Source organism: Robertkochia sediminum, assembly GCF_016786255.1.
GTDB classification, from domain to species: Bacteria; Bacteroidota; Bacteroidia; order Flavobacteriales; family Flavobacteriaceae; genus Robertkochia; species Robertkochia sediminum.
Window position 1 is genome coordinate 99,369 of record NZ_JADMKT010000073.1, and the last position, 13,116, is coordinate 112,484.

The 13,116-nt window shown below is 46.2% G+C and carries 12 protein-coding genes; 4 read left to right on the forward strand and 8 right to left on the reverse strand.

Annotation, left to right across the window (positions count from 1 at the left end; translation table 11 throughout):
• The first annotated feature begins 116 nt into the window (after nucleotides 1-116).
• Nucleotides 117-413, forward strand: a complete 297-nt coding sequence (locus tag IS446_RS06415) for an isoamylase early set domain-containing protein (RefSeq protein ID WP_203059184.1) — start codon at nucleotides 117-119, stop codon at nucleotides 411-413.
• Here IS446_RS06415 and IS446_RS06420 read toward each other — a convergent pair whose 3' ends face one another.
• From IS446_RS06420 to IS446_RS06455, 8 genes are all read right to left on the reverse strand, one after another.
• The gene (locus tag IS446_RS06420) at nucleotides 414-1,196 is read right to left on the reverse strand and encodes a hypothetical protein (protein ID WP_203059185.1); all 783 of its coding nucleotides are present in this window, start codon (nucleotides 1,194-1,196) and stop codon (nucleotides 414-416) included.
• An 8-nt stretch (nucleotides 1,197-1,204) separates the two neighbouring features.
• Nucleotides 1,205-2,176 carry an L-histidine N(alpha)-methyltransferase gene (locus tag IS446_RS06425; protein WP_203059186.1) on the reverse strand — a complete coding sequence of 324 codons (972 nt, stop codon included), beginning with the start codon at nucleotides 2,174-2,176 and terminating at the stop codon, nucleotides 1,205-1,207.
• Between the two features lie 8 nt (nucleotides 2,177-2,184).
• The gene (gene egtB / locus IS446_RS06430) at nucleotides 2,185-3,345 is read right to left on the reverse strand and encodes an ergothioneine biosynthesis protein EgtB (protein WP_203059187.1); all 1,161 of its coding nucleotides are present in this window, start codon (nucleotides 3,343-3,345) and stop codon (nucleotides 2,185-2,187) included.
• 172 nt (nucleotides 3,346-3,517) lie between these two features.
• Nucleotides 3,518-4,342: a thymidylate synthase gene (locus IS446_RS06435; protein ID WP_203059188.1), complete on the reverse strand. Its 825-nt coding sequence runs from the start codon at nucleotides 4,340-4,342 to the stop codon at nucleotides 3,518-3,520.
• Nucleotides 4,343-4,474: 132 nt separating this feature from the next.
• Nucleotides 4,475-6,148: a NupC/NupG family nucleoside CNT transporter gene (locus IS446_RS06440; protein WP_235996426.1), complete on the reverse strand. Its 1,674-nt coding sequence runs from the start codon at nucleotides 6,146-6,148 to the stop codon at nucleotides 4,475-4,477.
• Between the two features lie 54 nt (nucleotides 6,149-6,202).
• Nucleotides 6,203-6,829, reverse strand: a complete 627-nt coding sequence (locus IS446_RS06445; protein WP_203059190.1) for a bifunctional nuclease family protein — start codon at nucleotides 6,827-6,829, stop codon at nucleotides 6,203-6,205.
• A gap of 83 nt (nucleotides 6,830-6,912) precedes the next feature.
• On the reverse strand, nucleotides 6,913-7,881 hold the full coding sequence (locus tag IS446_RS06450) for an electron transfer flavoprotein subunit alpha/FixB family protein (protein WP_203059191.1): 969 nt from the start codon (nucleotides 7,879-7,881) through the stop codon (nucleotides 6,913-6,915).
• Nucleotides 7,882-7,923: 42 nt separating this feature from the next.
• A complete protein-coding gene (locus IS446_RS06455; protein WP_203059192.1) occupies nucleotides 7,924-8,670 on the reverse strand; it encodes an electron transfer flavoprotein subunit beta/FixA family protein in 747 nt (248 codons plus the stop codon).
• Between the two features lie 183 nt (nucleotides 8,671-8,853).
• On the opposite strand from IS446_RS06455, the gene IS446_RS06460 reads away from it, so the two are divergent.
• From IS446_RS06460 to IS446_RS06470, 3 genes are all read left to right on the forward strand, one after another.
• The gene (locus tag IS446_RS06460) at nucleotides 8,854-9,831 is read left to right on the forward strand and encodes a pyruvate dehydrogenase complex E1 component subunit beta (protein WP_203059193.1); all 978 of its coding nucleotides are present in this window, start codon (nucleotides 8,854-8,856) and stop codon (nucleotides 9,829-9,831) included.
• Nucleotides 9,832-9,896: 65 nt separating this feature from the next.
• On the forward strand, nucleotides 9,897-12,389 hold the full coding sequence (locus tag IS446_RS06465) for a DUF5686 family protein (RefSeq protein WP_203059194.1): 2,493 nt from the start codon (nucleotides 9,897-9,899) through the stop codon (nucleotides 12,387-12,389).
• A 103-nt stretch (nucleotides 12,390-12,492) separates the two neighbouring features.
• Nucleotides 12,493-13,020 carry an inorganic diphosphatase gene (locus IS446_RS06470; RefSeq protein ID WP_203059195.1) on the forward strand — a complete coding sequence of 176 codons (528 nt, stop codon included), beginning with the start codon at nucleotides 12,493-12,495 and terminating at the stop codon, nucleotides 13,018-13,020.
• Nucleotides 13,021-13,116: the final 96 nt, after the last annotated feature.

The following is a 13,116-nucleotide window of genomic DNA, read 5'->3' on the forward strand; positions in this document are numbered from 1 at the left end:
ATCTGTTGTTTTGAAGTTGTCTATTTTAGGAAATTGCTAATTCTTTGTAAAGCAGTTGTTTGGGTGTGCTTTATTGATAAATTTGCTCTCATAAAATCGCTTAAACAATTTATATTATGGCAATTTCTAAGCAGTATCTAAAATCGAAGCCGGTATGTAAGGTAACCTTTACCGTTCCGGCAGCGGAAGCTAATAAGGTGGCAGTAGTTGGTGACTTCAACGATTGGGATCCTGCCAAGGCAGACCTGAAAAAGCTGAAGAACGGAAACTTTAAAGGGACTATTAATATTCCTGTAGACAATTCATACGAATTTCGTTACCTCATAGATGGCGCTTATGTGAATGAAGCAGAGGCCGATGCCTATCGTTGGAACGACTATGCAGGAGCCGAAAATGCTGTGCTCAGCGTTTGATCACAATCGGTTCTTGAGAGTCGGGACAACATCTTCGTAGAAGGCAATGATCACCCTTAGGTCCAGGGCCTGGTTTACAGGGATCAGGGCGCCTTTCCATTTGTTGAGATGCCAATAGCCGTGTTTTAACTCCGGAAGGGCGCTGTGATCGATCTCCTTGTCAGACCAGGCGCTGGCATAATAATACGGTGTGTTGGAGACCGCATTGGCCGGGGAGTAACCCAGAGATATTCCTTTATGCTTGTTTTTCGCTTCGGGATACATGAGCATCGCAGTGTCAAAATGATGCGGCCATACCCGTATTTCAGAACAAGTCATCTCACTCTCTTCACTGAGCGTGCTTAGCGCTTTCTGTGCAATATTGCGCTCTTCTGTGAGTTGCAGTAAGATCTTTTCATCGTCGTTGTCCAGGCTTATAAATACATCGACGGGAGTGGATAAGGTAAATCCCATATCCCGGGAAAAAGGAGATGGGTCGATTCCGACCTCCGAGAGGGTTTCCCGTATCCAGTGATCCAGATCACTGAGGGTAGCTCCCAGGGGATCGTAGGAATGTTTCTTGTCTTTATGCACCAGATGGAACATGAGTCCGGGGTATTCCAGCTCGAGGTGAACGTCTTGATAGGTTTGCGATATCAGGGAGCTCTTTGCGATACTCCATTCCATAGTAGTTTGACTGTGATCTTCACGGGCGGGTAAAAAGCTTGCTCCGAAGGCAGCCGGGAATTGGGCGAGGTGATGAAGCTTGTTCTGGTGTGTGTTAATAAGGTTCGGACGTTCCATGATCTATCTTACTTCATTGTAAAAACATAATTCTTGTAGCCACCATCAGGACTTTGAAATATCCTGCTTATTCTCAAGTCGGCTTCGTTGGCGAGCCAACTCACTGTTCTGTCGTCGTATTTTTGAGAAATTTCTGTATGTATGGTTTCCCAGGGGTCGAAGGTTATGGTAAGGTCCAGTTTTTTAATGGTCACCTCCATTTTGGTTTGCGCTACCAGGAAGCTCTTGGCAGTGCCTGTTTCCGGATCGTAACTTTCCCAGTGTTTGAAGTTGTCGATATCGAAATTAGCATCTAGCTCCCTGTTGATCCTCACCAAAAGGTTTTTATTGAATGCTGCTGTAACTCCTGTAGGATCATTATAGGCGTTTAAGATCACCGAAGGCTCTTTTTTCTGATCAAACCCCATGAACAACAGATCGTTCCTGCTAAGGCTGTCTTTGATCTTTTTGAGAAATTCGATGGCTTTTGGATGAAGCAGGTTGCCGATGTTGGATCCCAGGACCATGATCACCTTTTTTCTGCGATTATAACTGCTCAATCGCTTTAAGACATCGAAGTACATGCCCTGTCCCGGTTGAACTTCGAGTTCCGGTAGTTCTTGTTTCAGGCAGAGGGTGAGTTTGTCGAGAGCATTAAGGCTTATGTCAATAGGAATATAAGTGAAATCGGCCTTGCGATACAGTAGTTCGCTTAGCACCAGTTTTGTTTTTTTGCCGTCTCCGGCCCCCAGTTCGATAAGGTCAAAGCCATCGGGATCTTCAAAAAGTGCAGCGATATCGCGTTTATTGGTATCCAGCAGGTCGTACTCGGCGCGGGTAAGGTAGTACTCCGGCAGTGCCATGATCTCCTGGAAGAGGGCGTCTCCTCTTTTGTCGTAAATGTATTTGGAAAGTAGGTATTTTGGATAGGCTGTGAGCCCTTCAAAAACATCTTTTTCGAAAGTACTTTTAACCGTTATTGGATGCTGTTCCGATTTCATGAAGGCCGTTATTTGGCAAGTCTGATCCCGGTGAACTGCCACCTTAAATGGGGGTGGAAGAAATTACGGTAGGTTGGCCTGCTGTGATTTTTTGAGGTGGCCACAGAAGCGCCCCGCAACACCTTTTGGTTGATCATGAATTTACCGTTGTATTCTCCCAGGGTGCCCTTTTGTGGTTTAAAACCGGGGTAGGGCTGGTAGCTACTGTCTGTCCACTCCCAGCGTTTTCCCCAGTCAAATCGGTCCTGGGCAACCTCCCACTCGAATTCTGTCGGGAGTCTGGCATCCTGCCAGCGTGCAAAAGCTGCTGCCTCGTAGTACGAGATGTGCGTCACCGGACTTTCCGGATCTATTTCTTTGTATCCTTTAAGGGTGTAGTGTTTCCATCGGTTCTTGTGCCAGTACCAATACAGCGGTGAGCGAATGCCTTCTCTCTTGATCCAGTCCCAGCCTTCGGCGTGCCAGAGTTCTACATTGTCGTAACCGCCACTCGCCATGAATTCCATGAACTCCCCATTGGTTACCAGTTTGTTGCTGATCTTGTACGGTATGAGATGTACCTTGTGAGCTTTGAGCTCGTTGTCAAAGCAAAAGTCATGACCGTTATGGCCGATCTCGTAAAGGCCCTTGTTTACACGTAGCCATTTTGGCTTTTGCTTCTCCAGATCGTGTTCTTCGAAGGTTTGGGAATATCGTGGAAGTAAAGGATTATGGCCAAGGATGTATTTGATGTCTGTAAGCAGTAGTTCCTGGTGCTGCTTCTCGTGGTGGATTCCCAGGGTAACCACTTCATGGATCTCTTCGTTGAGATGGTCTTCCAGGAATTCGGTAAGCTGTTGGGTGATAAAATCCCTGTAGGCGTAGACCTCTTCTACTGTAGGACGTGTAAGATTGCCTCTTTTTGTTCTCAGGATATGGTCTCCTGCAGTTTCGTAATAACTGTTAAAGATGTAGGCGTAGCGCTCGTCATAAGGTTCGTAGCCCGGTTTGTATTTCTGAAGTATGAACGTTTCAAAGAACCAGGTAGTGTGTCCGAGATGCCATTTTGGGGGCGATACATCCTGCACAGGTTGTACCACGTAGTCTTCAATTTTCAGGGGGGCGCAGATCTCATCGGTTGCCTGCCTGGTTTGGAGGAATTCGGTGATTATTGAGCTGGTGATGATCATATTTGGTTGTTGTGCTTTTTTCTTAAAAATAAGAATAAAGCGCTAATATAGAGGGAGGTACGTAATAAAATATTTCAACACCCCGATACCGCAATAAAAAAGACCACCGGAAGGGTGGTCTTTAAAGGTTATTTTTTGTCTGCTGCCCAGCAGATATGACGTTCTCCATGTCCTAAACCGCTACGCTGGCTTTAATGTGCGGGTGCGGGTCATAGTTCTCCAGGGTGAAGTCTTCAAATTTGAAGTCGAAGATGCTTTTAACCTCAGGATTGATCTTCATTTGTGGCAGGGCACGCGGTGTTCTGCTCAATTGAAGTGCTACCTGATCCATATGATTGTTGTAGATATGAGCATCGCCAAAGGTGTGAATGAATTCACCGGCTTCATAGCCGCATACCTGTGCCATCATCATGGTGAGGAGGGCGTAGGATGCAATATTGAAAGGCACTCCCAGGAAGATATCTGCGCTGCGCTGGTAAAGCTGACAAGATAGCTTGCCATTGGCCACGTAAAACTGGAAAAAGGCATGGCAGGGCGGGAGGGCCGCTTTGTTGTTGGCTACATTCTCTTCGAACGAAACCGAAGTATCGGGAAGCACGCTGGGGTTCCATGCGGAAACCAACATGCGGCGGCTGTCTGGGTTGGTCTTCAGAGTTTCGATGATCTCTGTGATCTGGTCGATATCTTCAGAATTCCAATTGCGCCATTGATGGCCGTATACAGGGCCGAGGTCTCCGTTTTCGTTGGCCCATTCGTTCCAGATGCGAACGCCGTTCTCCTGAAGGTACTTGATGTTGGTATCGCCGTTAAGGAACCATAACAGTTCATGGATGATCGATTTGAGGTGGAGCTTTTTGGTGGTGACCATCGGGAAACCTTCAGACAGGTCGAAACGCATTTGATACCCGAATACACTTTTTGTACCGGTTCCTGTGCGGTCTTCCTTTTCTACTCCATGTTCCAGTACGTGTTTTAGCAGGTCGTGATATTGTTTCATCCTGTTCGGGTATTTTAATATTAATAATTCGGGTGCAGGGATCTAAGAAATCACCTCCGTGGCGAATATAGGCATAAGGCCTTATCCGGAGAAGTGTTTAACCGGTCTAGTTATCAAAAAATTATCAACGGTTTAACCAATGATCATTCCGGCAATGGTCGCCGACATGAGGGAGGCTAAGGATCCGCCAAGTACAGCTTTGAGTCCGAATTCAGAAAGTGTTTTTCGTTGTCCGGGAGCGAGAGAGCCGATACCTCCGATCTGTATACCGATAGAGGCAAAATTGGCAAATCCGCAAAGCATATAAGTGGCCATGATCACCGATTTGTTATAGGTGAAGTTAATGGCAGAACTGGCGTCCTTGAGTTCGGCCAGCTGCACATAGCCCACGAATTCGCTGGCTGCGAGTTTTATTCCGAGCAATTGTCCCATGAGCATGATGTCTTCCTGGGCAACCCCTATAGCCCACATGAGCGGGGCGAAAATGATCCCCAGAATACTTTCTAACGAAAAGCTGTTATAGGGGGTGTGGGTAGCGAGAAGGTCATTTAGCGTGGTGAATCCGCCAACCCAATTCAGAAAATAATTGATCATGGCGATAAAGGCGATAAACACCAGGAGCATGGCTCCTACATTAGCGGCCAGTCGCAGTCCTTCAGTCGTTCCATTGGCGATGGCGTCTAGGATATTGCTCCCTATTTTTTCGGAAGAGACCTCTACATTAGTGTCTACTTCCTGCTGCTGCGGGTGAAGTATCTTGGATATTACGATAGCTCCGGGTGCGGCCATTACGGAGGCGGCAAGGAGGTGTTTTGCAAATTGTACGCGCAGTTCAGGGTCATCACCACCCAGGAATCCGATGTAGGCGGCGAGTACACCACCGGCAACGGTAGCCATACCACCAACCATGACCAGGAGGATCTCTGATCGGGTCATGCGTTCCAGGTAGGCTTTGATCATAAGTGGGGCTTCAGTTTGGCCCAGGAATATATTACCCGCCACAGACAGACTTTCTGCTCCGGATATCCCAAGGGTTTTGGACAGTAGCATGGCAAGTCCTTTTACCACGATCTGGATCACCCCCAGGTAAAACAGTACGGAGGTTAACGCAGAGAAGAAGATAATGGTTGGCAGGATCTGAAACAGGAAGATGAATCCGTATGAGCTAACATCCATCATGCCTCCCAGTAAGAACTCACTACCCGCTTTGGTGAAGTCGAGGATGAGCACGAAGATGCCTCCGACCCATTCGAAGCCGCTCTGAACAAAGGGTATAAGTAATACTCCAACAGCTAGTAGCAGCTGTGCCGCCAGGCCTATGGCCACAGTTTTCCAGCGTATTGCCCTGCGATTGTTGCTGAAGAGCCATGCGATGAAAATGAGTACGAACATCCCCAGGGCTCCTCTCAGGATGCTGCTCATGCTGAGCCCGGTACTTGGAATAAGGCCGGGGGCTTCCGTAAGGCTTGTTGGTGCCATAGGTTTGTTCGTAAGATAGGAGAGTATTCCTGTTTTGTGTTCCAGGGTAAGGGTCGAATCGGTCAGGGTCCGAATTTTAAAGCGAGACGTACTGTCTGCAGGCTCGTCAAAATAGAGGAGGAGGTTGTTTTGCTGTACAAAGTAATTGCCTTTATACATGATGGTGTCGGCAAGGTGCAGCATCTCAAAATCCCCATCGGTGAATTCGATGGTATGCGGAATGTTGGTCGATGTGTTGTCTTCAAGAGTCCAGGTTTTTTCCAATTCCTGGGAAAATATAACAGTACTGCTTAGTAATGCGAGTAAAGCGATCAGAAGTGTTCTCAAAGTGTTCTGAATTTTGTTTGCTAAAATAATTCCAGGCATTGAAAGGTTTTATCCCTAGTTCTGCTCTCTTCTGGAGATCTCATCTCGGATCTTGGCGGCCTTTTCGTAATCTTCATTACCTACGGCCCCGTCGAGCAGGGAATACAATTCCTGGAGGGAATAGGTGCGGTAGTCTTCTCCGCTTCCCTGGGAGGGTTTTTCTTCACCACTGAGCACTTCGTCTACAATGATGCTTTCTTCGTGTTCCTCGTTCTCTTCCTTTGGAGTGAACTTGAGGTATATTCCCGCCTTGTCCAGAATGTTCTTATAGGTAAAGATGGGGGCGTTAAATCGCAATGCCAAAGCAATGGCATCACTGGTACGTGCATCGATGATCTCTTCGATCTTATCGCGTTCGCAGATGATACTGGAATAGAAAACCCCATCTACCAGTTTGTGAATGATCACTTGTTTGACCACGATGTCGAAACGGTCTGCGAAATTCTTAAAAAGGTCATGGGTTAACGGTCGGGGAGGTTTGATCTCCTTTTCAAGGGCAATGGCAATAGACTGAGCTTCAAAGGCGCCGATCACAATGGGAAGCTTGCGTTCTCCATCAACTTCATTCAGGATAAGAGCATAGGCACCGTTTTGTGTCTGGCTATAAGAAATCCCTTTGATATTTAATTTAACTAAGCTCATAAGTGTGTAAAATGATTAAGGGGCTGTCTGTTACGAACTTATCCGCAATCAGACAGCCCCTTAAGGGCACAATTTAACAAAAATTATGCGTTATTCGCTTTAAATGCTTTCAATTTTTCGATGAGTTGTGGCACAACTTCGAAGGCATCACCAACCACACCGTAATCGGCTGCTTTAAAGAAAGGAGCCTCAGGGTCGTTGTTGATCACCACCTTGGTTTTTGAAGCGTTGATCCCGGCAAGGTGCTGGATGGCACCAGAGATCCCGATAGCGATATACAGGTTGGAAGCTACCGGTTTTCCGGTTTGTCCGACATGCTCACCATGAGGTCTCCAACCGAGGTCAGAAACCGGCTTGGAACACGCCGTTGCTGCACCGAGAACATCGGCCAGATCTTCAACCATTCCCCAGTTCTCCGGACCTTTGAGTCCGCGACCGGCAGACACCACTATTTCAGCATCGGCAATGGTCACTTTCCCGGTAACCTTGTCTACAGCCGTCACTTCTGCACCGAAATCATCTGCACTAAGTTCCGGAGTAAAGTCTTCGGTAGCTCCTGCTCCCTGGGCTTCTTTTACCCCGAAAGAGTTCTTGGAGAGACCGATGAGTTTTACCTCGGTAGTGATCTCGGTATGGTTAAAGGCTTTGTTGGTAAAGGCTGTTCGCTTTACTTTAAAAGGTGAGGTGCTTTCCGGTAAGGCTACCACATTAGGAGCGTATCCGGCCTCCAGGTTTACCGCCAGAATGGGTGCCAGATATTTGGCATTGGCGCTGGAGCTGATCACAACTACTTGACTATCTTCTTTCTTTGCCGCCTGGGCGATGACATCGGAATAGGCCTTGGCATTGAATTTTTCGAGTTTATCTGAAGCGACCATAAGGGTTTTATCTACCCCGTAGTCGGCCAGAGCGCTGGCATCTTCAGCATTGATCGCAACTGCAGTAACTGAGGTGCCCATGGTGTTGGCGATCTCTCTTGCGTAGGCAGCTACTTCGAAAGCGGTCTTTTTGAACGTTCCGTTTTCAGATTCAGTATATACTAATACAGACATGGATTTTTAAATTTTTTGGTTCATGAAACTTGGAGGTGGTGCTTAGATCACCTTGGCCTCATTGTGTAAAAGATCGATGAGCTCGTCGAGATTCTCCGGCGATACCAGCTTAACGTCTCCTTTAGGCGCAGGTTTACTGAAAGCAGTGGCCGCGGTAGGTTGAGCAGATTCTACTGCTGGCATCACATTAAGCGCTTTCTTTCTGGCCATCATGATACCACGCATATTAGGTATTCTCAGGTCTTTTTCTTCTACCAGCCCCTTCTGTCCTCCCAGAACCAAAGGAAGGGTGGTCTTAATGGTCTCTTTACCACCGTCGATCTCTCTGATCGCTGTAGCTTCATTACCTTCAACCTCCACAGAGATACAGGTGTTCACGAAATTGGCTCCGATCAGGGTGGCCAGCATTCCGGGAACCATACCTCCGTTGTAGTCGATAGATTCACGTCCTCCGATGATAAGGTCGTAATTTCCCTGGGTGGCTACGTTAGCAAGCTGCTTCGCAACAAAGAATCCGTCGGTAGGATGAGCATCAACGCGAATAGCATCGTCGGCTCCAATGGCCAGTGCCTTCCTAAGTGTAGGTTCTGTATCGGCTCCTCCTACGGTAACCACCGTTACCGATGCGCCTTGTTTTTCTTTAAACCACATGGCGCGGGTAAGTCCGAATTCATCATTTGGATTGATCACGAATTGTACGCCGTTAGTGTCGAACTTGGTGTCGCCCTCAGTAAAATTGATCTTTGAGGTGGTGTCCGGCACGTGGCTTATACACACTAATATTTTCATACGTTTTGTAATGGTTTGATTCGAATTATGCGACGCCAATATACTGATATTTTATCAAAAATACTATGCATGCATAATATATTTTTCTTTGTTCTTCTTGGAGTAAGTTGGTTGAGAATTACTATTTTTGTTAACCTTTTTAGGATAAGGCTAATCGATTAATATTTTTCAATTAAAGAATACATGAGAACAATTCAGTTTAGAGAAGCTGTGTGTGAAGCCATGAGCGAGGAGATGCGCAGAGATGACACCGTTTATTTAATGGGTGAGGAAGTTGCTGAGTATAATGGTGCGTATAAGGCTTCCAAAGGGATGTTAGATGAATTTGGGCCTGATCGTGTACTTGATACACCTATTTCAGAGCTTGGTTTTGCAGGTATTGCTGTAGGTTCTGCCATGATCGGGAACCGTCCGATCGTTGAGTTCATGACCTTTAACTTCTCACTGGTAGCGATCGATCAGATCATTAATAATGCCGCGAAAATGCGTCAGATGTCTGGTGGTCAGTTTAACGTTCCTATTGTTTTCCGTGGTCCTACTGCTTCTGCAGGACAGCTGGCAGCTACGCACTCACAGGCTTTTGAAAGCTGGTATGCCAACTGTCCCGGATTAAAGGTTGTCGTACCTTCTAATCCTTATGACGCCAAAGGTCTTCTTAAGGCTGCGATCAGAGATGACGATCCAGTGATCTTTATGGAGTCGGAGCAAATGTATGGAGACAAGGGAGAAGTGCCGGAAGACGAGTACATGATCCCACTTGGAGTTGCCGATATCAAAAGAGAAGGTACCGATGTGACCATCGTGTCTTTCGGTAAGATCATCAAAGAAGCTCTTAAAGCAGCAGAAGAACTGGAAAAAGATGGTGTTAGTTGTGAGATCATCGACCTGCGTACAGTAAGGCCAATGGATCACGACGCTATTTTCAATTCAGTTAAAAAAACCAATCGCCTGGTTATTCTCGAGGAGGCATGGCCTTTTGGAAGTGTGGCTTCCGAGATCACATACCAGGTTCAGGAAAACGTATTTGATTTCCTTGATGCCCCTATTCAACGTATTACCACTGCAGATACACCAGCGCCTTATTCGCCGGTACTTCTGGAAAAGTGGTTGCCTAACGCCGACGATGTGGTGAAGGCCGTGAAAAAGGTGCTTTACAAATAATAATGTAAGTCATATCTTTTATATAACTTCACCGCTTGAACAGAGCGGTGAAGTTTTCTTTTTTTATGAGATACCTATTTAGCTTTTTCTTTATACTATCCTGTGTTTTTACCTATGCTCAGACCAAAGTAAGTGGTAAGGTGATCGATGAGCAGGGAGCGCCTGTGGCCTATGCCAACGTGCTTTTTGCCGATTCTTTTGAAGGGACCATTACCGATGAGAATGGAAGGTTTTACCTGGAGAGTGAGGAGAACTATAAGGTGCTTGAAGTAACACTGCTAGGCTATACCGCACAGCAGATCGATCTGGTAAAACGGGTGACCTATAATATGGAGGTGGTCCTTATTGAGGGGGAAGAACTGGATGAGGTGGTGCTCTATGTGGGGAAGCAGCCTAAAAAGAACAACCCGGCCATCGATCTTTTACGAAAGGTCTGGGAGAAAAAGCGTGTCAACGGCCTCAATATGTTCGATCAGTATCGTTACGACAAATATGAGAAGATAGAGTTTGACCTCAACACCATCGACAGTACCCTGATGAAGAACCGCATCTTTAAGGGGATGGAATTCATCTTTGATAAAGTCGATACGTCCAATGTTACCGGTAAGACCTATCTGCCTATATTTATTAATGAAACTGCCAGCGAGGTTTTTGGTGATAATAAGCTCAATGCCGAACGGGAGATCGTTAAGGGGAATAAAAATTCGGGATTCGATGCCAATCAGGCAGTGTTGAGTTTTATCCAGGACCTCTATGCTACCTACGATATCTACAATAACTATATCAAACTCTTTGATAAGAGTTTTGTGAGTCCGCTCTCCAGAACCGGGGTCGATGTGTATAATTATGTGCTTACAGACAGCACCTATCGCGACAATAAGTGGTGTTACAATATTGTGTATTATCCGCGGCGTTCCAATGAGCTTACCTTCAAAGGCGATTTCTGGGTAAACGATACCACCTTTGCCGTGAAGGAGATCAATATGCAGGCGTCAAAAAGTGCCAATGTGAACTGGGTAAAAGACCTCTATATCGAACAGGAATTCGAGGTGCTTAATGACTCGGTGTTTGTATTGAAGCGCGATTATGTGATGTCTGACTTCAGTTTGCGTAAAAAGGAAGAGTCCAGGGGGGTCTATGGTAAACGCACTACCATATATAATGGTTATGAATTTGACCGGGAGAAACCACGAAGCTTCTACGACCAGCAGGTAGATCCCTTTAATGATCTGGTTTTTAATCGCTCTGATGAGTTTTGGCGTATGAACCGCCTTGAGGAGCTCAATGAAGATGAGCAGGGCATTTATACCATGCTGGATACCTTGCAAACTGTGCCCAAGTTCAAGATGCTCTACAATGCAGGGTCGATACTTGCCTCGGGGTATTACGAATTTGACCGGCTTAACCTCGATTACGGCCCGATCTTTTCGAGTTTTGGATATAACGATGTGGAAGGGATCCGGTTAAGAGGTGGCGGACGAACGTATTTTTCGCAAAACGACCAGTGGCGACTGGAGGGGTATCTGGCCTACGGCTTCAGGGATCGCAGGTTTAAATACGGGATCTCGGGGCGCTGGATGCTTGACCGCAAACACCGGTTCATTATTTCGGCGGGAACCCGAAGAGATATCGAACAGCTGGGGGTGAGCCTTACAGCTACCAATGATGTATTGGGCCGTAGCTTTGCGTCGTCGGCCTTATTCACTGCCGGGGCCAACAATACCCTCACCAATATCAGGCTCACAACAGCAGCTGTACAATACGACTTCTTTAAGAATTTCACTTTTCGTTGGGGTGTTGATTACCGTAAAATGCGATCGGCCTTGCCCGATCAGTTCAATCTGAGTTATGTAGATCCCGATGCTCCCGATGGCGTGAGCGATGAGGTGCGACAGTTTGCTCTGGTTACCCAGATGGCCTATACGCCCGGTAGAAGGGTAATGGGATATGGAGTAGATCAATACGCGGTGAATGACGATTTTGCCCGTATCATCGTGAGGTATACGCTGGGGATGAAAGATGTGCTTAAAAGTGATTTTAACTTTAAAAAGATCCAGTTCTATTACAATCAGCCACTACAGATAGGCGGGGTTGGGCGTATGACCACCAATCTCGAAGCCGGAAAGATCTTCGGTGAGGTTCCTCTTAGTTTGCTGAGTCCGATTCCCGGGAACCAGACGTATTTTTCGATCTTTAACACCTTTCCGAACCTGAATTTCTACGAATTCGTTACCGATACCTACCTGAGCGTGCAAATGGAGCACAATTTTAATGGCAGGTTGTTTGCGCGTATTCCGTTCCTGAAAAAACTGAATCTTCGTGAGCTTATCGGGTTACGAGGTGTCTGGGGGAGTATTTCTGAAGAGAATATAGCGCTAAATGCCCCTTCAGGAACCGTACTACTGGCGCCCGAAAGCACGCCTTACTATGAATATTCAGTTGGGATCGGTAATATTTTTAAGGTTTTTCGTATCGATTTTAACTTCCGCGGTAATTACCTGGATCTGCCGGATGCCCGTCCCTTTGGAGTTACCGGGGCTTTCCAGGTGACTTTTTAACGATTTGATCATCTTTATCTTAAGTAATGTAAATTACCTTTGTGATTCATTGTAAATTAAGAGATGCTTGCTTACTTTTGCAGCCCTTTTAAAAGAAGAAACTATGAGTCCAGTAAAAATTAATTCATTTGATGTTTTAATCGAGATCCCTAAAGGGAGTAGGAATAAATACGAATATGACTTTGAACTGAAGAAGATCCGTTACGATCGTATGATCTTTTCTTCGATGATGTACCCGGCCGATTACGGATTTATTCCGGAAACTCTTGCCCTTGACGGTGACCCGCTGGATGTACTCGTTCTGGTAACTGAGCCTACCTTCCCCGGATGTGTGATGGAGGTGAAGCCTATCGGAGTGTTCCATATGGGTGATGAAAAAGGACCGGATGAGAAGATCATCTGTGTGCCTGTGTCAGACCCGATCTGGAATAAGCTCAACGACCTTCCTGAAGTGAATCCGCACCTTATTAGCGAGATCGAGCACTTCTTCCAGGTATACAAGGATCTGGAGCAGAAGAAAGTAAGTGTTGGTGGATGGGGAGATGCCGGTGAAGCCAAAGAGATCATCTCTAAGTGTATCGACAGATTCCGCGAGAGTGACACTCCTTTCCAGAAGGTGAGTATTCGATAAAGCATACTAAAATATGTTGATAAAGAAAGCAATAGCATGATGTTATTGCTTTTTTTATTACCCGCTATTTACTACTTTTAAACGCTTTAACGAATA